Genomic DNA, 22,162 nt, shown 5'->3' on the forward strand with positions numbered 1-22,162 from the left:
GCAACACTATGAACAGCCAATTGCGCAATGCAAGCTGAGCAACTGAAAGAAATCGTCATCGAAGCCCTCGATGACCTCAAAGCCGTCAATACGGTGACCATGGATGTGACCGGGCTCACCGATGTTATGGATTATCTGGTGATCGCCAGTGGCACCTCCAACCGCCACGTGAAGTCGCTGGCAGACAATGTCTGTCTGGAAGCGAAGAAGCAGGGCGAGCGCGCCCTGGGTGTGGAAGGCGAAGATGCCGGCGAATGGGTGTTGGTGGACTTTGGTGATGTGGTCGTACACGTTATGTTGCCCGCCACTCGTGATTTTTATGATTTGGAGCGTCTGTGGGCTGAGCAGCCCAAGCCTGAAGCCGACTGATGCGCATCAGCATCATCACGATCGGCACCAAGATGCCCGCCTGGGTCAGCCAGGGGGTTGAGGAATACAGCAAGCGCATGCCGCGCGAACTCAAGGTGGAATGGAAGGAGCTGCCCCTGGCCCAGCGCGGCAAGGGGACCAGTGCTGCCAAGTTGCGCGACAAGGAAGCCGAGCAGATTCTCAAGGCCATTCCCGCGGGTGATCGGGTGATTGCCCTGGATGTGCGGGGCAAGAGCCTGTCCACAGAGCAACTCGCAGAGCAGTTGTCTAACTGGCAGATGTCTGGCGTGAACTACAGCTTGCTTATCGGTGGGCCCGATGGGCTCTCCCAGGCCTGTCTCGAGCGGGCCGAGCGGCGCTGGTCACTGTCGGATCTGACCCTGCCACATCCGCTGGTGAGAATTTTATTAGCCGAGCAGTTGTATCGGGCTTGGACAATTACCGTCAATCACCCGTATCATCGCGAGTAATAGCCACTCACCAAAGTACGTTCCAGGCCACGCTGTTTCATGCCCCAGCCCATCGCCCTGAAGGATCCTCACCGGGAGTCCCGCATTTACAGCGCGAGAACGGTGGCCGCGATAATCGTGGTGCTGGGTATGCTGGGCGTCATTTTTGCACGCTACTACAGTCTCCAGATCACCGATTACCAACAATATGTCACCCAGTCGGACCGCAATCGGGTTCAGCTGCAGCCACTGCCGCCCAAAAGAGGCCTGATCTACGACCGCAACGGCATTCTGCTGGCGGACAACCGCCCCAGCTTCACCCTGTCGGTCATCAAGGAGCGGGTGGGTGACCTGGAGGATACGCTCTCGGTACTGGGCGAGCTGGTGCCCATTAGTGACAGCGAATTTGAACGTTTCCAGACCCGTCTCAAGCGGCGCCGTCCCTATGAACCCGTGGCCCTGCGTTTCCGGCTCACCGAGGAAGAGCAGGCGGCCCTGGCGGTCAATCGTTACCGGCTCCCCGGGGTGGTCGTAGAGGCCCAGCTGTTGCGTCATTACCCCCATGGTGAGTTGTTCTCCCACGCGCTCGGCTATGTGGGGCGCATCAACGAGCGCGAGGCCCTGGAGCTGGACGAGAGCGACTATGCCGGCACCGATCACGTCGGCAAGGTGGGTATCGAAAAATACTATGAAGAAATGCTGCACGGTGACGTGGGTTACCAGAACGTGGAAACCAATGCCCACGGCAGAGTGCTGAGAGTTCTGGAGCGCAATTCACCCAAGCCGGGTGCGGATATCAAGTTGCACCTGGATATCCGATTACAGCAGGCGGCTTTTGACGCCCTGGGCGATCGCCGCGGGGCGGTGGTGGCCATGGATCCGAAAACCGGCGGCATTCTCGCGCTGGTCTCCACACCCGGTTATGACACCAACCTGTTCGTCAACGGTATTAGCAGCAAGAACTACAGCGCGTTGCGCGACTCACCCGACGTCCCGCTGTTCAATCGCGCCGTGCAGGGACAATATCCCCCGGGGTCTACGATCAAGCCCATGATGGGCATGGCCGGACTGGAGTCAGGGCTGGTGACGCCCGAGACCACAGTGCCCGATCCTGGCTGGTATAGCCTGCCCGGTGATCGGCATCGCTACCGCGACTGGATTCTGCGGATTCGCGGCACCGGCCATGCGCCGGAGGTCGATCTGAAGATGGCGATCGCGGAGTCCTGCGACACGTATTTCTATGACCTGGGGCGCAGGCTCACCATCGATACCATGTACGAGTACCTGGCGCCCTATGGGTTGGGCGATCGTACCGGTGTTGATACCACCAATGAGCGCAAGGGCGTGTTGCCGTCTCGGCGCTGGAAACGCGATGCGCTCGGCCAGCCGTGGTATCCGGGTGAGACCATTAGTGCCAGTATTGGCCAGGGTTACATGCTGGCCACACCGATGCAGCTGGCAGTGGCCACGGCCGTGGTGGCCAGTAAGGGCGAGCGCCGTATTCCCCGCTTCCTGCAGTCGATTAACGGCGAGCCCCAGGCGGCCACGGAACTTGCGCCCATGCAGGCCAGCGAGGACAACTGGGCGGCGGTATACGACGGCATGCTCGAGGTGGTGCATGGCAAGAAGGGCACTGCCAAGGCCCTCGCCGAGGGTATTCGCTACCAGATGGCCGGCAAGACCGGCACAGCCCAGGTGATCGGGATCGCCCAGGGCGCCGTGTACAACGAAGATGAAGTGGATGAGCGGCATCGCCATCATGGCCTGTTCATTGCCTTTGCGCCCGCCGAAGCGCCGACCATTGCCGTGGCGATTATTGTCGAGAATGGCGGCGGCAGCTCCGCCGCCTCGCCGATTGCTCGCAAGGTGATTGATACCTGGCTGTTTGGCAGCACTGATTTCGAGGACCCGGCCTGATGGGCGATTACGTCCGCCAGATGCCCCACCACGGCAGCGCCGATCTCGCGCGCCGGCCCAGCGCCTTTGCCCGCTTTCATATCGATCTGCCGCTGTTGGTGCTGCTGCTGATTCTGACTGGCTACGGGCTGTTCGTGCTTTACAGCGCCTCAGGGCAGAGCATGGGGGCGGTGATTCGCCAGGGCCGCTATTTTGCGGTGGCCTATGTCATCATGATTGTCGGCGCGCAGTTCAGCCTGCAGCGCTATACGCGTTGGGCGCCCTGGCTGTATCTCGGCGGTGTAGCCATGTTGGTGGGGGTGATGTTTTTCGGGGTGGGCGCCAAAGGGGCGCAGCGCTGGCTGCAGATTGGCGGTTTCCGCTTTCAGCCCTCGGAGGTGATGAAGCTGGTGGTGCCCATGGCGGTGGCCTGGTACCTGGCTGATCGCCCGCTGCCGCCGCGCTTCAGGGATATTCTGGTGGCGCTGGTGCTGGTGGCCATCCCGTTCCTGTTAATCCTGCAGCAGCCGGATCTGGGGACCTCGTTACTGATTGCCTCCTCGGGCCTGTTCGTATTGTTCGTCGCCGGGATTGGCTGGCGTTATATTTTCGGGGCGGTGGTGCTTGCCCTGGCGTCAGCCTGGCCCGCCTGGATGTTTGTGCTCAAGGATTATCAGAAACAGCGCATTCTCACGCTGCTGAACCCGGAGAGCGACAAGCTCGGAGCCGGCTGGAATATTATTCAGTCCAAAACCGCCATTGGCTCCGGTGGCTGGACCGGAAAGGGCTGGCTCGAAGGCACTCAGTCGCAACTCGATTTCCTGCCCGAGAGTCACACCGACTTTATTATCGCTGTGCTGGCCGAAGAGCACGGCCTTCGCGGTGTCGCCGTGCTGCTGGCGATTTACGTACTGATTTTGTTGCGCGGTTTCTGGATTGGGGTGAATGCCCAGACCAGTTTCGGCCGGATGATGGCGGGCAGCCTGACCCTGACCTTCTTCGTATACATCTTTGTCAACATGGGCATGGTGGCTGGGTTGCTGCCGGTAGTGGGGTGCCGTTGCCCCTGGTGAGTGCCGGAGGCACCTCGGTAGTTACCCTGATGGCCGGTTTCGGTATCCTGATGGCGGTGAGTACCGAACGAAAACTGGTGACCCGCTAGCCCGCGTACTAATAAGTGAGAACATGATTATGCATACCCTCCTGAAAAGCGCCCTGGCGGCGGCCCTAATGGTTGCGCCGCTCGCGCTGGCACAACCCCATTACGGTGACAATCCCGCAGCCCTGGCGGTCATTGATCAGCTGGTCGAAGAGGAGGGGTTTGATCGCGACGCCCTGGTGGCGATTATGAGTGACGCCGAGCGCCAGGAGAGCATTATCAATGCCATGAACCGGCCGGCAGAGAAGATCAAAGCCTGGCACGAGTACCGCAAGATATTCCTCAATGATCAGCGTATTCGCGACGGCCAGCAGTTTTACCGCGACAATCGCGAGGCCCTGAAACGCGCCGAGGCGGAGACCGGCGTACCTGCTGAAATCATCGTCGCCATCATTGGCGTGGAAACCCTGTACGGGAAAATTCGCGGCAGCTATCGGGTTATCGATGCATTGTCGACGCTAGCATTTGACTACCCCAGGCGCTCGGAGTTTTTCACCAGTGAGCTCAAGCACTACCTTATTCTGACCCGCGACCAGGGCATGGATCCGCTGACCCCGGTCGGCTCATACGCCGGCGCCATGGGCTATGGTCAATTCATGCCCAGCAGCTATCGCAACTACGCCATCGACTTCGATGGCGACGGCAAGGCAGATATCTGGGAAAACAAAACCGATGCGATCGGTTCTGTGGCTAATTATTTCGTGGAGCACGGATGGCAGCCGGGCCAGAAGGTGGTGTTGTCTGCCGAACCTCCGGCCGAAGTGCCCGAAGAGATGCTCAGCCGGGGCCGCAAGCTCAAACCGCGCTACACGCTCTCAGAGTTTGCCGCGGCGGGCTTTGAGTTCAAGCCCCAGAACGATGACAAGGCCATGGCGATTGCCATTGAATTCGAGCAGCCGGCCAGCCTCGAGTACTGGTTGGGCCTGGAGAACTTCTACGTGATTACGCGCTACAACCACAGTGCGATGTACGCTATGGCGGTGTATCAGCTGAGCATGGCCATAGGCTCTGGCATGCGCGAATGAGGCTGGTCCCACTCGCTGCGGCGTTGATGACCGCAGCTTTACTTCAGGCCTGCTCGGGCAATGACTCACGTACGACATACGAGCCCAGTGCCAGCGACCGCTATCAGGCCACGCGCTATAGCCAGCAGCAGGATGCGGCGCCGCTTCGACATATCGGTCCCGACGATGTCCAGGATGCGGTCCCTCGCGCAGACCCGATTCTGGCTGCCGGTAACAAGAGCCCTTACACCGTCAATGGCGTCACCTACACGATTATCGAGGACTACCAGGGCTACCGGGAGCGGGGCACGGCGTCCTGGTACGGCAGTAAGTTCCATGGCCACAAGACATCCAATGGTGAAATTTTCGACCTCTACGCCCCCACAGCGGCGCACAAAACCCTACCGTTGCCGAGCTATGCGCGAGTCACCAATCTGAATAACGGGCGCAGTGTCGTCGTCAGGGTAAACGACCGAGGCCCCTTCCACGGTGATCGGCTGATCGACCTGTCCTATGCCGCCGCAGTCAAGCTCGGCTATATGGAGCAGGGTACAGCTCCCGTGGAAGTTGAAGTTGTCAGCGTTACCGGCACCGATGATCATCGCGGCGCCCCTGGCACCCACTATCGCTTCCTGCAGATGGGGGCCTTTGGCGTCGAGGCGTCGGCGCGGCAATTACAGAGCGAACTGCAGGGGTTTGTTCAGGCGCCGGTGTTTATCGCCCCGGTGGAAGCCGGTGGCAGAACACTGTACCGGGTGCGGATCGGGCCGGTCGACAGTAGTGCTGATCTGGCCCTGGTGCAGCAACAGCTGCGTGATGGCGGTTACGCCGAAGGCCAGCCGCTGCCCTGAGGGCCCGCTTTCTTCCGCTGGCCCGACGCATGCGTTACCATGCCCGCATAGCAACACTCATTCCCACGGTTCAATCACTATGATGCGACTCTCTCAGGTCCTGTTTCTGGCTTTTTTCAGTTTTGCTGCGCAGGCCGCCACGATTATCCCGGCCCCGCCGCAAATTGCCGCCAAGGCCTGGCTGCTCGTCGATGCCGACAGTGGTGAGGTGCTGGCCGAGCATAATGCTGACCTGCCACTGCCCCCGGCCAGCCTGACCAAGATGATGACCAGCTATGTGCTCGCTGCTGAAATCGCCGAGGGTAATGTCGCAGAGACCGATATGGTGGCGATCAGTGAAAACGCGTGGTCACAAAACCCGCGCTTCGCCGGTTCCTCGCTGATGTGGATCGAGCCAGGCAAGGACGTGTCCATCGGCGACCTGCAACGCGGCATTATCATTTCCAGCGGCAACGACTCCACGGTGGCGGTCGCCGAGCACCTGGCGGGCAGCGAGGAAGTGTTCGCCCAGATGATGAACAGCCACGCTGAAAGGCTGGGTATGGTGGACACCTTCTATGTGAATACGCACGGTCTGCCTCATCCGGAGCACCTGACCACGGCGCGCGACCTGGCCACCCTGGCAAACGCCATGATCAAGGAGTATCCCGAGCAGTATGCGATCTACAAAGAGCGCGAGTTCACCTACAACGACATCAAGCAGTACAACCGCAATTCTCTGCTGGGAGAGGATCCCACCGTTGACGGTATGAAAACCGGCTACACCAAGGAAGCAGGGTACTGCCTGGTGGCGTCCGCCGAGCGACGCGGTATGCGCCTTATTTCTGTGGTGATGGGTGCTTCCAGCCCGCGTTCACGTAAGAACGAAACCCGCTCTTTGCTCAACTATGGCTTCCGCTTCTTTGAGACCACCACACTGTTCGAATCCGGGCAGGAACTCGACCAGCCGCGTATATGGAAGGGCCAGGAAGACTATGTCCCGGTCGGTATTCTCGATGAGGCGGTGGTGACCTTGCCGCGCGGTAAGAAAAAGCACCTGGTGAGCGATGTCCAGATCAATGAGGATCTTGAAGCGCCCCTGGCCATTGGCGACGAGGTCGGTACCGTGATCATGACGCTTGACGGCGAGACGGTGTATACCGGTCCGGTCGTGGCTCTGCAGGCAGTTGAACCAGGCGGTTTTTTTGCGCGTATCTGGGATATGATCCTGATGTGGATTGCCGGCCTGTTCAAGGTGTAGTTATGACCGATCAAGAACCCCCCAAGATAGAATTTCCCTGCGAATATCCCATCAAGGTGTTGGGCCGCAGCTCAGAGCAATTCCGCGGTGTCATCCTGGAAGTCTTTCAGCGACATGCGCCCGGCTTCGATGAGGCCGCCATTACCGTCAAGGACAGTGCCAAGGGTACGTTCACCTCGATGACGATAACGATTACCGCCACGGGTAAGGACCAGCTGACCGCGCTACACGAGGATCTGATGGCCACTGGCCACGTGCAGATGGTTATCTGATGGAGATTGTCAGCCGCGAGCTGGGCCTCGCGGACTACCAGACCGTGCTCGACGATATGCGAGCGTTCACTGACGGGCGCGACGCAACAACCCCCGACGAACTGTGGTTGCTGCAGCATCCCCGGGTCTTTACCCAGGGGCAGGCGGGCAAGGCTGAGCACTTATTGGCCCCGGGCGATATTCCGGTCATTCAGGTAGACCGTGGTGGTCAGGTTACCTATCACGGTCCGGGTCAGTGGGTGGTGTATCTGCTCATAGATCTCAAGCGTCGCGGTATGGGTGTGCGCGAGCTGGTGACCCTGATCGAGAATGCTATCGTCGAAGTGCTCGCCGAGTTTGATATCGATGCAGCGGCCGATCCCAAGGCGCCGGGCGTTTATGTCGATGGCAACAAGATTGCGTCGCTGGGCCTGCGGGTCCGCAAAGGTAGGTCCTATCACGGCCTGTCGTTGAACGTGGACATGGACCTGGAACCCTTCCAGCGTATCAACCCCTGCGGCTACGAAGGTTTGCAGGTGACTTCGATGGCGAAGCAGCTGCCCGATTGGATCCCCGATGCTGATCTGGTTGGCAGGCGCCTTATTGAGCGTCTCAAGCAGTTACTGACGGCTGCCTAGTTATCCCTGCAAAATTTGCTGCTGCGTCCCCAGAGACGCAAGCCGTGCGTTGTTCCAAGCGTGCTCGTAGCTGGTTCGCAGACAGTGCCTGAACTGACCTGACGCGGAAAAGAGCGGCCCCTTACTGACCGTTTCGCCGTATGACTAGCGCCTGGTCAACCCCCGCCTAACGTCTAACCGGGCGCTTCTGCAGCTTGCGCTGTAGTGTGCGTCGATGCATGCCCAGCGCCCGCGCGGTTGCTGAGACATTGCCATCATTGTCATTGAGGACACGCTGAATATGTTCCCACTCGAGGCGGTCAACAGAGATGGGGTCACTGGGTACCGTGACTTCCGCTTGGGCCTGGGTCTCACCGAAGGCCGCCAGTATCTCGTCGATGGTTGCAGGCTTGCACAGGTAGTTCGTGGCTCCCAGCTTGGTAGCCTCTACTGCGGTGGCAATGCTGGAATACCCGGTGAGAACCACCAGTTTTGCCGACGCAGCTGCGGCTAGCAGCTCCGGTAATACGACCAACCCTGAAACCTCCGGCATATTGAGGTCGAGCAGGATGTGGCTGGGATGGAAAGTTTCAGCCTCGCGCTTGGCTTCGGCGCCGTTAGAGCAGCTGTGTACCTGAAAGCCCCGGCGCTCGAAACCGCGGGTCATCACTGCGGTAAAGGTGGGATCGTCATCGACCAGTAGTATCTTGTTACTCACGGCCGGCCTCCAGCAGGGGCAGGGTCAGTGTGGCGATGGCGCCAGTATCCTCGGCGTTGCGCAGCTCCACCCGGCCACCGTATCGCTCCACAGTGGCATGACTGAGGAGCAGACCAATGCCCAGGCCATTGCGGCTGGTGCGAATAATAGGCTTGCCAATGTCCTCCAGCAGATCAGGGCTAATACCCTCGCCCCAGTCGCGTACTTCGATGCTGGCGTTGCGGGCGTCCCAGCTGAGTGAGACCTCGACACGCTCAGATCCCGCATCGGCCGCATTGTTGAGCAGGTTTTCAAAGGCCTGAGCAAGCGTGGGGTCAAAAGGAATTTGCGGTGCCTTGCCGGCGACCAGGATGCGCGTCTGGTATTGAATGTTGGGTCTGCGTACCGCCCAGCGTTCCACGCTGTGGGCAACGAATGCATCGACCGGCAGCGGCTGGCTCTGGGTGGTGGTTTTCAGTTCAGCAGTGCGGGTCAGGTCAGTTAAGGTGTTGCGGCACAGTTGTAGCTGCGCTTGTAACAGTTCGCAGTCCTCGCGTGCCTGCCCTGATAGCTCATCGTCCGCGAGCATTTCATCCAGTAGCACCGTCATGGTCGACATTGGCGTGCCCAGCTCGTGGGCAGTGCCGGCGGCCAGGCTGGCCACGGCCATAATCTGGTCGTTGCGCAATTGGTCTTCGCGTTGTGCGACGGCACGCGCTTCCTGCTGCCGCAGTTGGGCGGCCATTCGCACCACAAAATAGGTGATCAGTCCGGCGCTGAAAAGGAAGTTAAACCACATGCCGAGAATATGGACATTGGCGTTGCTGTCGTGACCCATGTGGGCGTGCGGGGTAAATAACGGGAATGGCCGGTAGTAGTAAAGCAACAGGCTGTAGGCTGCCAGTGAGGCTACCGCTACCAGCCAGGTGTGACGCCAGGGCAGTACGGCGGCGGAGATCACCAGCGGCACAATATAGTAGGAAATAAAGGGGTTGTTAGCGCCGCCGGTGAAATACATGAGTACCGTCCAGGCGCCTACGTCGATGAGTAACTGCGCCAGGAATTCACCGTCCGACACCGGCCAGGCCTGATGGCTGCGCCAGAATGTGGCCATGGTAAACAGGCCCAGCACGGCGAGGCTGGCAGTCATGCCCCACAAATCCTCCGTGGTGCGACTGCTGTAAAGCACATAGCAAAGCACCCCGATCTGCCCCAGCAGTGCAATGCTGCGGATGATCAGAAGGCTGCGCAGATTTTCCAGCGAGGGGCTGGCCGGCTTGGCGACTATCGTGTTCACGTCGGCATTATACGCCGGTGTTCAGGTTGTGGGCAGCGACCGAGTGTCGCACATTCCTGCAGCCACGTAGGCCTGATCTCAGTCCTGTTGTTCCTCGGTCATCGTGTGCTGGTAGTTTTTGGGCGGCGGTGTCCAGCCGCGCTCGCTGCGGCTCAGGCCACCATCGCGATCTGGTCCGCTGGTTAGGAGACCAGAAAGATAGCCCAAAAAGGCCTGTCGCGGGTGCTGACGAGCCCCTGTCGTGATTCAGGCCGGGAAAATTTCCCCAGCGATACACGCTGCTTCGGTGCTCTCGCCGAAGCGGCTGATTTGTTTTTGCTGGTCGCGCGATGTGCTGCTGCGTTCGACGGTCCAGGCTCGCTGCACCAGGGCCTGTGCGGACGCCTGTTCGACGGCGGTGTCAAACTGGTAGCGCACGCTTTCCATCTGGCTTTCGATAGGCTTATTCATCTGGCGGATAAACATGACCTGTTCAGCGTAGCTGGAGATGCTTGCGCAGTATCCGGCGCGATCAGTTGAACTAGCAGCGGCTGCGCCACTGGCGAGGGAACAAACAACGAATAATGCAGGGAAAGTCTTCATGATACTTCCTCCGTTTTATGTGTTATTTGCCTAAAATCTAGCCTATTCGCTCTGTGCTTGCCAAAGCCAGAGCGTGACCTGGTTGGCAAAAAACCAACTATAGCGGCTTTTTTGCGCCCTTTTTGGTGATTTTTTAGCGGTTCAGGGTGCGCTCAGAGGAAGATTTTGCCCTTGAGGCAGTATTCTTCAGCATTGTCGCGGAAGCGATTGGTCTGGATTTGCTGACGTCGCGGCGTGCTCGCCTGTTTATTTTTTCACGCGGATTCAACCAGTGCATTTGCGGCCCCGCGCTCTGCATCGGTGGTGAAGTACAAACGAATATTATTGATCTGGCTTCTGGGGGGCAGGCCTGCCTGGCGGTTTTGCATGGCCTGCTCAGCGAATTTGGCGATATTACTGCAGTACGAATTTCGGTCTGTTGGTGCATCTTGCGCCTGGCTCGCGATAGCGAACAACGCCAGCAAAATGGGGGAATACCTCATTTTCTCCTCCATGATGAATAGCCTGTCAAGATCCCACAAAGCGTCCTGGCGTGCCATGCGGCTGATCCGACTTGTTGACTATTCACCGCCAGATAGTGGTTAAAGCAGCAAATTCGGTTAAAATCCGCGCTTTTCCCCTGGATACCCTCATGTCAGATCTCGGCAAAGACATCGCCGCCCGTCGTACCTTCGCGATTATCTCGCACCCGGACGCCGGTAAAACCACCATTACCGAAAAGCTGCTGCTGTGGGGCAGTGCTATTCAGGTGGCCGGCAGTGTGAAAGGCAAGAAAGGGCCCCACGCTACCTCTGACTGGATGAGCATGGAGCAGGAACGGGGCATCTCAGTGACGTCCTCGGTAATGCAGTTTCCGTATAACGAACGCACCGTCAATCTGCTGGATACGCCGGGACACGAGGATTTCTCGGAAGATACTTACCGTACCCTCACCGCTGTGGATTCAGCGCTCATGGTGATTGACGGCGCCAAGGGTGTGGAAGATCGCACTATTAAGCTGATGAACGTGTGCCGCCTTCGCGACACGCCGATCTTCAGTTTTGTGAACAAGATGGATCGTGATATCCGCGATCCCATCGAGCTGCTCGATGAAATCGAAGAGGTACTTGCTATTCAGGGCGCGCCGATCAACTGGCCCATCGGTATGGGGAGCTTCTTCAAAGGCGTTTACAACCTTTATACCGATACGATTCATTGCTTTCAGCAGGGGCAGGGCGCTGTGCTTCACGACGACGTGCAGATCAAGGGCCTGGATAGTGACGAGGCGCGGGCGCTGCTCGAAGATGAGTACGATGACTTTGTGGAAGAGATTGAGCTGGTCCGCGGCGCCAGCCATGAATTCGACCTTGAGGCATTTCTCGCGGGCAAATTAAGCCCGGTCTTTTTCGGTACGGCCCTGGGGAACTTCGGCGTGCGCGAACTGCTTAATGACTTTGTTGAGTGGGCACCAGAACCGCTGGGTCGTGAAACGACCTCGCGCAATGTGCCTGCCACCGAGGAAAAATTCTCCGGCTTCGTATTTAAAATCCAGGCGAACATGGATCCCAGGCATCGCGATCGTATCGCGTTCATGCGCGTGTGTTCCGGTCGCTACAGCAAGGGTATGAAAATGCGTCACGTGCGGATTGGCAAGGATGTCAAAATTGCCGACGCTGTTACGTTCAAGGCCGGCGAGCGTGTATTGGTTGAGGAAGCGGTATCCGGCGATATTATCGGCTTGCACAATCACGGCACTATCCAGATCGGCGACACCTTCACTGCGGGTGACGATTTGCAGTTCACCGGGATTCCGCATTTCGCACCGGAGCTGTTTCGTCGTATCCGCCTGGCGGACCCGATGAAATCCAAGCAGTTGCAAAAGGGTTTGCAGCAGCTCTCCGAAGAGGGGTCAACCCAGGTGTTTGCACCGATTAGTTCAACCGACCTGATTGTCGGCGCGGTCGGTCAGCTGCAGTTCGATGTGGTGGCTTACCGCCTCAAGGACGAGTACAAGGTGGAGGCCATTTACGAGCCAGTGAATGTCTACACAGCTCGCTGGATTAGCTGCGATGATCCGCGCAAACTGGAAGACTTTCGAAAGAAGGCAGCCGAGCACTTGTCGGTGGACGGCGGTGGCCACCTCACGTACCTGGCACCGACTCGGGTGAATCTGTCACTCATGGAAGAGCGCTGGCCTGATCTGGATTTCCGCGCGACGCGCGAACACTAGCCTATAGCGGCTGCCATTTGCCGGGGGCATTGGCTGTCACGATCGCGCGACGTGGAGCGGGGTAGCCTTCGATCGATTTGCTGGGGTCTTCCGGATCCAGGAAATTGGCCAGAGAGTGGAAGGTCATCCAGTCGGTACTGCGCTGCTCATCGGTACTGGTGTTGCTCACATCAATGACCTGCGGGTTGACAAAACCCACTTTGCGCAGCCAGCCCTCGAGGGTGGCACAGCTGGGTAGAAACCACACATTGCCCATGCGTGCGTAACGCCCCTCAGGCACCAGCACTTCTCCTGCTTCGCCCTCGATGACCAGGGTTTCCAGCACCAGCTCGCCGCCGGGACGCAGACAATCACGCAGTTCAATCAGGTGGTCCATGGGGGAGCGCCGGTGATAAAGCACACCCATGGAGAAGACGGTGTCAAAGGCCTTGAGTGCCGCGGGCACATCTTCGATGCCCGCCGGAACTACCCACACGTGATCCTGCAGCAGATATTTCTGCAGGGCCCAGAACTGCACAATGAACAGCGGCGTCGGATCGATGCCAATCACCTCGCGCGCGCCCGCACCAGCCATCCGCCAGCAGTGATAGCCGCTACCGCAGCCCACATCGAGGACACGGCGCCCTGTCAGCGGCGCGATGCTTTCTGCCAGGCGCTCCCATTTCCAGTCCGAGCGCCACTCGGTGTCAATGTGCACGTCGAACAGTTCAAAGGGGCCCTTGCGCCAGGGGTGCAGGCCCATCAGCGTTTGTCGTAGTTGGTCGTGCGCCTCTACAGAGAGCGCTTCAGTTCCTGTCGCCCCCACTCGCGACGTGTTTAGCGTCCGCTCCCCGACCTCAAGGTTTGGCAATGCCGCGAGTGCTTCCAGCCAGCGAGCCAGGTCGCCGTAGCGTTGATGAGAAAGACCTTTTGCTAATTGTTCAGGCAGGCGCTCTGCCCAGGCATTCATCTCCGTGCCCTGCCAGCGCTCAATCAGCGGCTGATAGTTCATGCTTTGAGAGCAACCAGAGAAGCGAAGTTAAAACACTGGAACCACACATCGCATGAGCTGAAGCCTGCGTCAGCGATACGTTGCTTGTGCCGCGCCAGGGTCTCAGGCAGCAGTACATTCTCCAGCGCCGCCCGTTTGCCGGCGATCTCCATATCGCTGTAACCATTGGCGCGTTTGAACTCGTGATGCAGCTCGATATTCAGTTCATCCAGATGCGGGTCTTCAAACGTAACTTTCTCCGACAGTACCATGACGCCGCCGGGGCGCAGGCCCTCGAAAATGCGCGCGATAACGGCGTCGCGCTCGGCCACGGGAATAAACTGTAAGGTGAAGTTCAGTACCACCACGGAGGCTTCCTCAATGGCAATGTCCTGCAGCTTCGCGCACACCAGATCAACCGGCGTGTCGTGAGTGTCCGTATCGACAATGCTGCGGCAGCGCTCGAGCATGGCGGCGGAGTTGTCCACCCCGACGAGACGGCAGTCGGCAACCTGCAGGTTCTGGCGCATGGCGAGTGTGGAAGCGCCCAGTGAGCAGCCCAGATCGTAGAGCCGTGAGCCCTCTGCGGCGTAACGTTGGGCGAGCAGGCCCGTCATGGCCACGATGGTGGTGTAGCCCGGGACAGAGCGTTTGATCATGTCCGGGAAGACCTTGGCGACATTGTCGTCAAAGCGGAACAGACCTGCCTCCTTGAGCGGGTCTGCTGCGGCGTAAATGTTGTCCCTGGTGTCGGTCACGGTGCTCCTGCGCGGCCCCTGGGGGCCCGTTTGAAAGGCCGCGATTCTAGCATAGTTATTTAAACCGGTGCGGGTGGCATGGCCTGTCCCCGCGAACCTTAAGAAGCCACAATTGCATCAATAAAAAACAATAGCTCGCAGGACCTTACGCATGCCCTTGAACGCACTCCAAGACCCGGTCGATCTCTCCCCACCCAAGCTCCGTCACACCGTCAGTGAATTGGGGCGGGTATTTCTGGAGGCCAGCACCAGTTTGTGCATGGCGCCGCTCATGCGTTCGTTGCCCAAAGGCGATGGCCATACGGTCATGACAATTCCCGGTTTTATGGGGGCGGACGGTTCGACAGCTATGTTGCGGCGCTTTCTAAAAGGCCGTGGCTACCGCGCGGTGTCATGGGGCCTGGGGCGAAATGCCTCTGAGGCCAGTGCCGATACGCTCGAGGAGTTCATGGAACACCGTGCTGTCACTGAAGCGGAAATTGCCCGCCGTATTGGTCGCGAGTGTCGGGCCAGCGGCCGCAAGTTAACGCTCGTGGGATGGAGCCTGGGCGGCTTGTATGCCGTGGCGCTGGCCCACCGTTATCCGCAGTGGATACGTCAGGTGATTACGCTGGGCACGCCCTATGGTGACCCGCGCGGAACCGCTATTTACAAGATCATGAGCCGCCTCAATGGCACCGAGGGCCATGTTGCCGAGGAATCACTCAGGGCCTGGGTCGACTCTACCTATTGCGGCGAACTGGAAGTGCCGGTGCTGGCGCTGTTTAGCGAAACGGATGGCGTTGTCGGCACAGGCATTGCGCGCTGCGAGGCGGATCCCCGCTTCGTGACCAATCTGGCGGTGGCCGCAAGTCACGTCGGTTTTCCCTTTAATCCGGTGGTGTTTGCCGTGATTGCCAATCACATGGTGATCAAGGATCGCCGCTGGCGATCCTGTGGCGACGCGCGCTGGGCGCCGCTGGTGCGCGCTGTTTAGTCAGTATTGGACGGGGCAGTAGTTGTAATGTTGACAGCGCTTACTGGAGGGCGCTTTGAGGCGCGGCAGGGCTGCCGCGCGTTTCGTGAGTGATTCGCCGCCTAGTTGGCGCTGCGGATCAGGTGTGACTCTTCGAGGTTAAGCTGGCCGTGGGCGCGAGCGCGGGGAGTAAACCCGGCGAACTGGGTTGTATGTTCATCGCGCTTGAACGCCTGGCGCGGACGGGCAAATTTAATCGCCGCCATAAATTCCACCAGGCTCACTTTGCCGTCATCAATTCTTTTCATTGTTCACTCTTAAATCGAAAGCTGTTCTATGGCTTTTCTACGACTCCAGTGTATGCCAGCGGTTCCCCTGCAGTGGCGTAAAAATTACCGGGAAATTGTGTGAAAAAAGCCCGGCAGGGCTATAATCTCCGGCCCTGACAAATCGCCAGATTGGATCCATGAAACCAGAAAATTACCCTGCCGAACCCGCGCATGTGTGGGAGCATTTTTATCAGTTCACCCAGACTCCCCGTCCCTCCAAGAAAGAACAGGCTGTACGGCAGTATGTGCTTGATCAGGCAGAGCAGGGTGGCCACAGCTGGAAGATGGATGCCGAAGGCAATGTAGTGGTGTCCGTAGCCGCCAGCCCGGGCCGTGAAGATCGGCCCACAGTCATTATTCAGAACCACCTGGATATGGTCACAGTGAAGACTTCCGACAAGGCGCACGATTTTGACACTGACCCTCTCACGCTGCAGGTAGAGGAAGGTTGGTTGAGTGCGGATCGCACCACGCTCGGTGCGGACAATGGCCTGGGGGCCGCGGCGGCGCTGGCGGTCATGACCGATCCGTCGGTGGAGCATCCACCCCTGGAGCTGCTGTTTACCGTGGATGAAGAGACCGGTCTGGGCGGCGCACTGAACCTGGATGCCTCGCTGCTAAGCGGTACCGTGATGCTGAATCTGGATACGGAAGACTGGAACGAACTCTACATTGGCTGTGCCGGTGGTGGCGGTTGGCAGTTTGCGCGCAGCTTCTCGAACGATGCCGTCGCCAATGGCGAGGGCTGGGCCCTCACATTGCGCGGCCTGGCCGGTGGCCACTCTGGCGTGCAGATTCACGAGCAGTTGGGCAATGCCATTAAACTCGCCGCGGAGTATCTGCGCGAAGTGCCCGGCTTGCGTCTGGCGATGATTGATATTGGCGTGGCCCACAATGTGATTCCGCGCGAAGGCAATATCAGCTTTGTCTGCCCGCCCGGGCAGGAAGCATTGCTGCAAGAGCGCCTGCAAACCTGTGTGGCGCGCTGGAACAGCTATTTGCCGGCGGTTGATCATGGCATTGAGGCGACGCTGGCGCCGGCTGCCATCGACAGTGCCCTGGATGAGGTGGACACCTTGCAGCTGCTTGACCTGGTCAGCGCCTGGCCTCACGGCGCGCAGTCCTACAGCCTGGCTCAGCCCGCGGACCTGGTCGATCTCAGTATCAATCTGGCCATTCTGCGCCTGGGTGACGGTGAGCTCTTCCTGGAATCGAGTTACCGGTTCTTTAACGAAGAGCAGTCCGTGCCCTTGCAGCAAGCGGTGCTGGCACTGGCTCGCGCCTTTGATCTGGAGGTCACTCCCGATGTCGGTTATCCCGGCTGGCAACCAGATTTCGAATCACCTCTGCTGGTTCAGGGTATTGCCCTGCATGAGAAGCTGTTTGATGTCACACCTGAAGTGAAAGCGATACACGCCGGGCTGGAGTGCGGTATTCTTAAGGGCAAGAAACCCGATGTCGACATTCTGTCCTTCGGCCCCACCATTCGTGGTGCCCACTCGCCCAGCGAGCGTCTCGACATTGCTACCGTGACGCCTTTCTGGCAGTACCTGAAAGCCCTGCTGGCTGATATTTGAATGAAAGGAACCAACCATGCTGGATAAACTGGAACGTCTTCCACCCGATCCCATTCTCGGCCTCGCCGCTGCGGCCCGAGAGGACAGTCATCCCAATAAAGTGGATCTGACTGTTGGGGTCTACAAGGATGAGCACGGATTGTGTCCGGTCTTTGAAGCCGTGACCAAGGCCCAGGAGCTGCTCGCCCAGGAGGAAGTGACCAAGGCGTATATGCCGCCTGCCGGCAGTGAAGATTTCAATGCGGGTATGCAGCGTTTGCTATTGGGTGCAGGGCATCCAGCCCTGGCCGGTGGTCGGGTCTCCAGTGTCCAGGCCCCTGGTGGTTGTGGTGCGCTGCGCATCGGCGCTGAACTGGTGTATGCCGCCAACCAGGGTGCCAAGGTATGGGTGAGCGACCCCACCTGGCCGGTGCACATCCCGCTGCTCGGTAGTGTGGGGTTGGAGTTTGCGAACTACCGTTACTACGATCCCGCCACCCACGGTGTGAATTTCGACGCGATGGTTGAAGACTTGCAACAGGCAGCGGCGGGCGATGTGGTATTGCTGCATGGCTGTTGTCACAACCCCTGTGGCGCCGACCTTACGCTGGAGCAGTGGGGCGTCATTGCCGACATGGTCGAAGCGCAGGGCTTCCTGCCTTATGTAGACATAGCCTATCAGGGGCTGGGCGATGGCCTCGACCAGGATGCCGCCGGCCTGCGCCTTTTGGCGGAGCGTGTGCCCGAGATGATTGTGGCCGCGTCCTGCTCCAAAAACATGGGGCTGTATCGTGAGCGCACCGGAGCCACGATCTTTATCGCCAAAACACCGGAAAGCGCCGAGGCCCTGGTCAGCCAGGCACTGGTGGCGGCGCGGCGCGTCTATTCCATGCCGCCTTCGCATGGCGCCCTTATTGCCGGACGTATTCTCGTTGACCAGGAGCTCGACGCCTTGTGGCGCAGCGAACTGGTCGCCATGTGCGGCCGGATCAACGATCTGCGTAAAGCCATTCGCGACAAGCTGGAAGCGGCGACCCAGCGCGATTTCGCCTTCATTGAAAACGAGAAAGGCATGTTCTCCTTCCTGGGACTCAGCGCAGAGCAGGCCATTCGCCTGCGCGAGGAGCACTCGGTTTACATGCTCAATTCCTCGCGTATCAATATTGCGGGCGTTAACGCGAAGAACATCGACCACTTCGCCAGTGCTGTCGCGGCGGTGCTATAAAGCGCTCATCCAGCCCCGTTCGCGCGGGGCTGTTTAGTCCTGCCTGTGATCTCCGTCAACGAGCTTAGCCTGATCGGTCTGGCGGCGAGTAGCTTTGTGGCCACCAACACCGACAACCTGCTGCTTCTCGTGCTGTTGCAGGGGGCCTACCCTGCACAGCGCAAACGTATTGTGCTCGCGTACCTCGCCGCGGTGATACTTGTGATTCTGGTGTCGCTGTTGGGCCTGGCCATTGGCCGTGTGCTCGATGCGGGGTTGGTTGGCTACTTTGGGCTGGTGCCGATTGCGCTGGGCCTGCGCATGCTCTACCTGGCTCGCAAGGACGCAGCGAATGGTGTGACCAATAGCCTCCCGACAACCACCGCCGGCCCCGTGCTGGCGACCCTGACGCTGATGCTGGCCAACAGCAGCGATAGCTTACTGGTGCTGATACCATTACTTGCCGATACCAGTATCGCCGGTGAACTGGTGCTTATCGTGTCTTACCTGGCGTGTGGCATTCTTTGGGCGGGGCTGGCTCTCAAAATTGGCACCCAGCGCGCGTTGGCGGAAGTGGTGGATAGGTGGGGGGTGAAAATTGTGCCCTGGATTGTGATCGGGGTCGGTGTTTATATCCTGTTGGATACGGCCAACGACACCCTGGTGCGCTAACGCTGCTATTCGGCAGCGTTTTCTGAATCAATCGCGGCCTGCACCGCGAGATAGAACGCGTCCCGCTGCTGGCCCACGGTCGGGTGGTGCGATGCCCGTGGCCAGTTACTGTTCGACGCCACTACCAGCTTACGCTGCGGGTCGATAAAAATACCCTGGCCAAAAATACCCTGGGCGGCGTAGCTGCCGTCGCTGTAGGTCCACCACTGGTAGCCATAGCCCTTGCTTGAGTAGTAGGTGTCGACTGAGGTGACGGTGGCCTTCTCGATCCAGCCTTCAGGCAGCACAGCGTTGCCATTCACTTTGCCGCCGTCGAGCATGAACATACCAAAGCGGGCATAGTCGCGAGTCGCTGCTTGTATGCAACAGCCGCTGATCTCGTGGCCGGTAAGCCCGAGCAGCCAGGTCGCGTCCTGTTGCATGCCATAGGGTCGCCAGATTTTCTCCGATAGATAATCCGACAGGGTTTTGCCCGTAGCGGAGCTCACGAGTACACCGATCAGGTTGGTTTCTCCCGTCTTGTACACCCACTTGCTGCCTGCGGGCGCTTCCCGTGACAGGTTGCGCATGTAACTGACAGTGGCGTCCACGCCAGGCGCCGGCTCGTGATTATTGAACCGGGCCACATCGCTGTCGGGGTCTTCGTAGTCTTCGTTCCATTGCACACCGGAGGTCATGGTTAGCAGTTGCTCGATGGAGACGTCGTCGTATACCGAGCCGCGCAGGTCCGGGATGTAATCAGACACCATGTCGTCGATACTCTTGATATGACCGTCGGCAATCGCCGCGCCTACCAGCGTAGAAGTAAAGGACTTGGCCACCGAGAAGCTGGTCCAGCGACCCTCGGCCGTGAAGTCCAGCCCGTATTTTTCAAAGCGCACCTGGCCGTCATGAATAATGACAATGGCTGCGCTGCGCTGGTCCTGCATGTACTGATCGATGTCTACATCCAGCGCCAGCGGGCGTCCTTGCGGCAGTGGTTTGACGTCGTCACCGGCTGCAATGACATTGGCGCCGGCCAGAAAGGGAAACCAGTCCATGGTGCGGAACGCCCCGTCGCGCTGCTCAATGCTCCAGAACAACACGTCCCGGTCGGTGGGCAGGTGCGTGACGAGATGGCGTACGTGTTTGTCTGTGTTAAACAGCGCAACTGTTACCGCGATCACGAGTGCAACAACGATTCCTACAAGCCACTTCAGCATATGTGTTTAGCTCCTCAGTCTTCCAGTTCGGCCCAGCGCTCCATGGCCTGGTCTAATTGTTCTTGTACTTCGGTCATTGCGTCGAGCACTTTCTGCACCTCGACATGGTCTTGCTGATAAAAGTCCGCCGCTGAGGTCTGCGCCTCGAGCGTCGCCTGGCGGGTCTCCAGTTCATCGATCAGGGCGGGCAGGGCGTCCAGCTCGCGTTGCTCCTTGTAGGAAAGCTTACGCTTCGCTGCGGCCGGTGTCTCAGGTTCAGCCGCGGGCTTAGCCGCTGGCGCGGCGGGTTTTTCTTTTGCCTGGCCGAGCTCCAAAAGCTTGCCGCCGCGGGCTTCCCAGTCGCTGTAGCCGCCGGCCTGTTCGTTGACGACGCCATCGCCTTCCAGCACGAACAGGCTGGTCACGACATTGTCCATGAATTCGCGGTCGTGGCTGACCAGCAGAACAGTGCCCTCAAAACTTAACAGAATTTCTTCCAGTAGTTCCAGGGTCTCGATGTCGAGGTCGTTGGTGGGTTCGTCGAGCACCAGCAGGTTGGCGGGTTTGCTGAACAGGCGAGCCAGCACGGCGCGGTTTTGCTCGCCCCCTGACAGCGCTTTTACTGGTGTGCGCACGCGGTCAGGTGAAAACAGGAACTCGCCCAGATAGGAAATGGCGTGTTTGCGCTTACCATCGATTTCGATGAAATCGCGGCCGCCACACACGTTGTCGATCAGGTCCTTCTCGGGGTCGAGGTGGCCGCGCAGCTGATCCGAGTAGGCAATTTCCAGTTTGGTGCCCAGCTTGACGGTGCCGCTGTCGGGCGCGAGTTCACCCAGCAGAATTTTTACCAGCGTCGATTTACCGGCGCCGTTGGGCCCGACAATGCCGATGCGGTCGCCGCGCTGCACAACAGTGCTGAAGTCGTGCAGCAGGGTCTTGTTGTCGTAGGCCTGGCTGACATGTTGCAGCTCCGCCACGATCTTGCCGGAGCGGCTGGCATCTTCCACCGAGAAGCCGGCGCTGCCCTGGCGCTCGCGGCGCTGGGCCCTTTCATTGCGCATGGCTTTCAGGGCGCGCACGCGACCTTCGTTGCGGGTGCGGCGGGCCTTGATGCCCTGGCGGATCCAGGCTTCTTCCTGGGCCAGTTTCTTGTCGAACAGTTCGTTGGCGCGTTCCTCGGCTGCCAGCTCCTGTTCGCGGTGCTTGAGGAAACCGCGGTAATCGCCGCGCCACAGGCTCAGGTGGCCCCGGTCCAGTTCGGCGATGCAGTTCACCACATTCTGCAGGAAGCGACGATCGTGGGTGATGAGAATCAGGCAGCCGCGGTAGTTGCGCAGCTGCTCTTCCAGCCAGGCAATGGCGGGAATGTCCAGGTGGTTGGTGGGCTCATCCAGCAGCAAGATATCAGGCTCACTCACCAGTGCCTGCCCCAGCGCCACACGCCGCCGCCAGCCGCCGGAGAGCTCGCCCATGGTGGCGTCCGCGGGCAGCTGTAACTGGCTGATCGTGGTTTCGACTTTCTGCTGCAGGCTCCAGCCGTCCTTCGCCTCCAGTTCGGTTTGCACCTGAGCGAGGGCATCCATATCGCCTTCCAGCACCAGGTGGTGATAGCGGGCAATGAGTTCGCCGACTTCAGCGAGGCCTGCCGCGACCACGTCGTAGACAGTGAGGTCGTCGGCGGCGGGGAGTTCCTGGTGTAGGCGCGCCATGTTGGTGCCGGGGCGCAGCCAGCGTTCGCCGCTGTCCAGCGGTTGCTCGCCCGCCAGAACTTTCAGCAGTGTGGTTTTGCCGGCGCCGTTGCGCCCGAGCAGGCCGAGCTTGTCGCCGCTGTCGATCGACAGCTCGACGTCGTCCAGCAGAACATGGGTGCCATAGTGCAGGCTGGCATTGGAAAGCGTGAGTAGGGGCATGCT

At 59.4% G+C, this 22,162-nt stretch carries 22 protein-coding genes and 1 pseudogene; 15 read left to right on the plus strand and 8 right to left on the minus strand.

The annotated features are described in order from the left end of the window. Window positions 1–27 precede the first annotated feature (27 nt). From rsfS to lipB, 9 genes and pseudogenes are all read left to right on the plus strand, one after another. Window positions 28–369 carry a ribosome silencing factor gene (gene rsfS, locus BST95_RS06880; protein ID WP_084198656.1) on the plus strand — a complete coding sequence of 114 codons (342 nt, stop codon included), beginning with the start codon at window positions 28–30 and terminating at the stop codon, window positions 367–369. Beyond that, complete coding sequence (rlmH, locus tag BST95_RS06885) at window positions 369–839, plus strand: 23S rRNA (pseudouridine(1915)-N(3))-methyltransferase RlmH (RefSeq protein ID WP_084198657.1); 471 nt, start codon at window positions 369–371, stop codon at window positions 837–839. Before rsfS ends, rlmH begins: the two co-directional genes overlap by 1 nt. Window positions 840–878: 39 nt before the next feature. Next, the gene (gene mrdA, locus BST95_RS06890; protein ID WP_084198658.1) at window positions 879–2,735 is read left to right on the plus strand and encodes a penicillin-binding protein 2; all 1,857 of its coding nucleotides are present in this window, start codon (window positions 879–881) and stop codon (window positions 2,733–2,735) included. Further along, window positions 2,735–3,876 (plus strand): annotated as a pseudogene (gene rodA / locus BST95_RS06895) (rod shape-determining protein RodA). The gene mrdA and the pseudogene rodA overlap by 1 nt, the downstream one beginning before the upstream one ends. 29 nt (window positions 3,877–3,905) lie before the next feature. Next, window positions 3,906–4,898: a lytic murein transglycosylase B gene (mltB, locus tag BST95_RS06900; protein ID WP_084201078.1), complete on the plus strand. Its 993-nt coding sequence runs from the start codon at window positions 3,906–3,908 to the stop codon at window positions 4,896–4,898. Beyond that, on the plus strand, window positions 4,895–5,728 hold the full coding sequence (locus BST95_RS06905; RefSeq protein WP_205737340.1) for a septal ring lytic transglycosylase RlpA family protein: 834 nt from the start codon (window positions 4,895–4,897) through the stop codon (window positions 5,726–5,728). The genes mltB and BST95_RS06905 overlap by 4 nt, the downstream gene beginning before the upstream one ends. A gap of 79 nt (window positions 5,729–5,807) precedes the next feature. Then, window positions 5,808–6,968, plus strand: a complete 1,161-nt coding sequence (locus BST95_RS06910; protein ID WP_084198659.1) for a D-alanyl-D-alanine carboxypeptidase family protein — start codon at window positions 5,808–5,810, stop codon at window positions 6,966–6,968. A gap of 2 nt (window positions 6,969–6,970) precedes the next feature. Further along, a complete protein-coding gene (locus BST95_RS06915) occupies window positions 6,971–7,240 on the plus strand; it encodes an HP0495 family protein (RefSeq protein ID WP_084198660.1) in 270 nt (89 codons plus the stop codon). Beyond that, the gene (gene lipB, locus BST95_RS06920; RefSeq protein ID WP_066055090.1) at window positions 7,240–7,857 is read left to right on the plus strand and encodes a lipoyl(octanoyl) transferase LipB; all 618 of its coding nucleotides are present in this window, start codon (window positions 7,240–7,242) and stop codon (window positions 7,855–7,857) included. The genes BST95_RS06915 and lipB overlap by 1 nt, the downstream gene beginning before the upstream one ends. 166 nt (window positions 7,858–8,023) lie before the next feature. Here lipB and BST95_RS06925 read toward each other — a convergent pair whose 3' ends face one another. From BST95_RS06925 to BST95_RS06935, 3 genes are all read right to left on the minus strand, one after another. Continuing rightward, complete coding sequence (locus tag BST95_RS06925; protein ID WP_205737341.1) at window positions 8,024–8,554, minus strand: response regulator transcription factor; 531 nt, start codon at window positions 8,552–8,554, stop codon at window positions 8,024–8,026. After that, window positions 8,547–9,830: an ATP-binding protein gene (locus BST95_RS06930; RefSeq protein ID WP_084198661.1), complete on the minus strand. Its 1,284-nt coding sequence runs from the start codon at window positions 9,828–9,830 to the stop codon at window positions 8,547–8,549. The genes BST95_RS06925 and BST95_RS06930 overlap by 8 nt, the downstream gene beginning before the upstream one ends. 246 nt (window positions 9,831–10,076) lie before the next feature. Further along, entirely contained in the window at window positions 10,077–10,412 is a 336-nt protein-coding gene (locus BST95_RS06935) for a hypothetical protein (RefSeq protein WP_084198662.1), read from the minus strand. A 146-nt stretch (window positions 10,413–10,558) separates the two neighbouring features. Here BST95_RS06935 and BST95_RS19645 point away from each other — a divergent pair, with 146 nt between their 5' ends. Both BST95_RS19645 and BST95_RS06945 read left to right on the plus strand, forming a co-directional pair. Then, window positions 10,559–10,915, plus strand: a complete 357-nt coding sequence (locus BST95_RS19645) for a hypothetical protein (protein ID WP_102106190.1) — start codon at window positions 10,559–10,561, stop codon at window positions 10,913–10,915. Between the two features lie 128 nt (window positions 10,916–11,043). Continuing rightward, on the plus strand, window positions 11,044–12,621 hold the full coding sequence (locus BST95_RS06945; protein WP_084198664.1) for a peptide chain release factor 3: 1,578 nt from the start codon (window positions 11,044–11,046) through the stop codon (window positions 12,619–12,621). A 1-nt stretch (window position 12,622) separates the two neighbouring features. Here the strand turns inward: BST95_RS06945 and cmoB are convergent, their stop codons facing one another. Continuing rightward, complete coding sequence (gene cmoB / locus BST95_RS06950; RefSeq protein WP_084198665.1) at window positions 12,623–13,612, minus strand: tRNA 5-methoxyuridine(34)/uridine 5-oxyacetic acid(34) synthase CmoB; 990 nt, start codon at window positions 13,610–13,612, stop codon at window positions 12,623–12,625. Continuing rightward, window positions 13,609–14,349: a carboxy-S-adenosyl-L-methionine synthase CmoA gene (cmoA, locus tag BST95_RS06955; protein ID WP_084198666.1), complete on the minus strand. Its 741-nt coding sequence runs from the start codon at window positions 14,347–14,349 to the stop codon at window positions 13,609–13,611. The genes cmoB and cmoA overlap by 4 nt, the downstream gene beginning before the upstream one ends. 151 nt (window positions 14,350–14,500) lie before the next feature. Between cmoA and BST95_RS06960 the strand changes: the two genes are divergently transcribed. Beyond that, complete coding sequence (locus BST95_RS06960) at window positions 14,501–15,325, plus strand: esterase/lipase family protein (protein ID WP_084198667.1); 825 nt, start codon at window positions 14,501–14,503, stop codon at window positions 15,323–15,325. Between the two features lie 101 nt (window positions 15,326–15,426). Here the strand turns inward: BST95_RS06960 and BST95_RS06965 are convergent, their stop codons facing one another. Further along, window positions 15,427–15,612, minus strand: a complete 186-nt coding sequence (locus BST95_RS06965; RefSeq protein WP_066055063.1) for a hypothetical protein — start codon at window positions 15,610–15,612, stop codon at window positions 15,427–15,429. A 158-nt stretch (window positions 15,613–15,770) separates the two neighbouring features. Between BST95_RS06965 and pepD the strand changes: the two genes are divergently transcribed. The 3 genes from pepD to BST95_RS06980 are packed head-to-tail and all read left to right on the plus strand — an operon-like array spanning window position 15,771 to window position 19,065. Continuing rightward, window positions 15,771–17,210 (plus strand): beta-Ala-His dipeptidase, encoded by a 1,440-nt coding sequence (pepD, locus tag BST95_RS06970; protein WP_084198668.1) that lies wholly within the window; start codon window positions 15,771–15,773, stop codon window positions 17,208–17,210. 16 nt (window positions 17,211–17,226) lie between these two features. Continuing rightward, window positions 17,227–18,414, plus strand: a complete 1,188-nt coding sequence (locus tag BST95_RS06975; protein WP_084198669.1) for an amino acid aminotransferase — start codon at window positions 17,227–17,229, stop codon at window positions 18,412–18,414. Window positions 18,415–18,459: 45 nt separating this feature from the next. After that, on the plus strand, window positions 18,460–19,065 hold the full coding sequence (locus BST95_RS06980) for a cadmium resistance transporter (protein ID WP_169843871.1): 606 nt from the start codon (window positions 18,460–18,462) through the stop codon (window positions 19,063–19,065). Between the two features lie 5 nt (window positions 19,066–19,070). On the opposite strand, the gene BST95_RS06985 is transcribed toward BST95_RS06980, so the two are convergent. Together BST95_RS06985 and BST95_RS06990 are read right to left on the minus strand one after the other, a co-directional pair. Further along, entirely contained in the window at window positions 19,071–20,267 is a 1,197-nt protein-coding gene (locus BST95_RS06985) for a serine hydrolase domain-containing protein (protein WP_084198671.1), read from the minus strand. A 14-nt stretch (window positions 20,268–20,281) separates the two neighbouring features. After that, window positions 20,282–22,159 (minus strand): ATP-binding cassette domain-containing protein, encoded by a 1,878-nt coding sequence (locus tag BST95_RS06990; protein WP_084198672.1) that lies wholly within the window; start codon window positions 22,157–22,159, stop codon window positions 20,282–20,284. Window positions 22,160–22,162 lie beyond the last annotated feature (3 nt).

It is taken from the genome of Halioglobus japonicus, from assembly GCF_001983995.1.
Classification (GTDB): Bacteria; Pseudomonadota; Gammaproteobacteria; order Pseudomonadales; family Halieaceae; genus Halioglobus; species Halioglobus japonicus.

Excerpts from the sequence above, each read along its gene's own strand:
- BST95_RS06910 (WP_084198659.1), top strand. The coding sequence starts at position 5,808 with ATGATGCGACTCTCTCAGGTCCTGTTTCTGGCTTTTTTCAGTTTTGCT.
- pepD (WP_084198668.1), top strand. The coding sequence starts at position 15,771 with ATGAAACCAGAAAATTACCCTGCCGAACCCGCGCATGTGTGGGAGCAT.
- lipB (WP_066055090.1), top strand. The coding sequence starts at position 7,240 with ATGGAGATTGTCAGCCGCGAGCTGGGCCTCGCGGACTACCAGACCGTG.
- BST95_RS06915 (WP_084198660.1), top strand. The coding sequence starts at position 6,971 with ATGACCGATCAAGAACCCCCCAAGATAGAATTTCCCTGCGAATATCCC.
- BST95_RS06935 (WP_084198662.1), bottom strand. The coding sequence starts at position 10,412 with ATGAAGACTTTCCCTGCATTATTCGTTGTTTGTTCCCTCGCCAGTGGC.
- BST95_RS06990 (WP_084198672.1), bottom strand. The coding sequence starts at position 22,159 with ATGCCCCTACTCACGCTTTCCAATGCCAGCCTGCACTATGGCACCCAT.
- BST95_RS06960 (WP_084198667.1), top strand. The coding sequence starts at position 14,501 with ATGCCCTTGAACGCACTCCAAGACCCGGTCGATCTCTCCCCACCCAAG.
- mltB (WP_084201078.1), top strand. The coding sequence starts at position 3,906 with ATGCATACCCTCCTGAAAAGCGCCCTGGCGGCGGCCCTAATGGTTGCG.
- mrdA (WP_084198658.1), top strand. The coding sequence starts at position 879 with ATGCCCCAGCCCATCGCCCTGAAGGATCCTCACCGGGAGTCCCGCATT.
- BST95_RS06945 (WP_084198664.1), top strand. The coding sequence starts at position 11,044 with ATGTCAGATCTCGGCAAAGACATCGCCGCCCGTCGTACCTTCGCGATT.
- rlmH (WP_084198657.1), top strand. The coding sequence starts at position 369 with ATGCGCATCAGCATCATCACGATCGGCACCAAGATGCCCGCCTGGGTC.
- cmoB (WP_084198665.1), bottom strand. The coding sequence starts at position 13,612 with ATGAACTATCAGCCGCTGATTGAGCGCTGGCAGGGCACGGAGATGAAT.
- rsfS (WP_084198656.1), top strand. The coding sequence starts at position 28 with ATGCAAGCTGAGCAACTGAAAGAAATCGTCATCGAAGCCCTCGATGAC.
- BST95_RS06905 (WP_205737340.1), top strand. The coding sequence starts at position 4,895 with ATGAGGCTGGTCCCACTCGCTGCGGCGTTGATGACCGCAGCTTTACTT.
- BST95_RS06965 (WP_066055063.1), bottom strand. The coding sequence starts at position 15,612 with ATGAAAAGAATTGATGACGGCAAAGTGAGCCTGGTGGAATTTATGGCG.
- BST95_RS06985 (WP_084198671.1), bottom strand. The coding sequence starts at position 20,267 with ATGCTGAAGTGGCTTGTAGGAATCGTTGTTGCACTCGTGATCGCGGTA.
- BST95_RS06975 (WP_084198669.1), top strand. The coding sequence starts at position 17,227 with ATGCTGGATAAACTGGAACGTCTTCCACCCGATCCCATTCTCGGCCTC.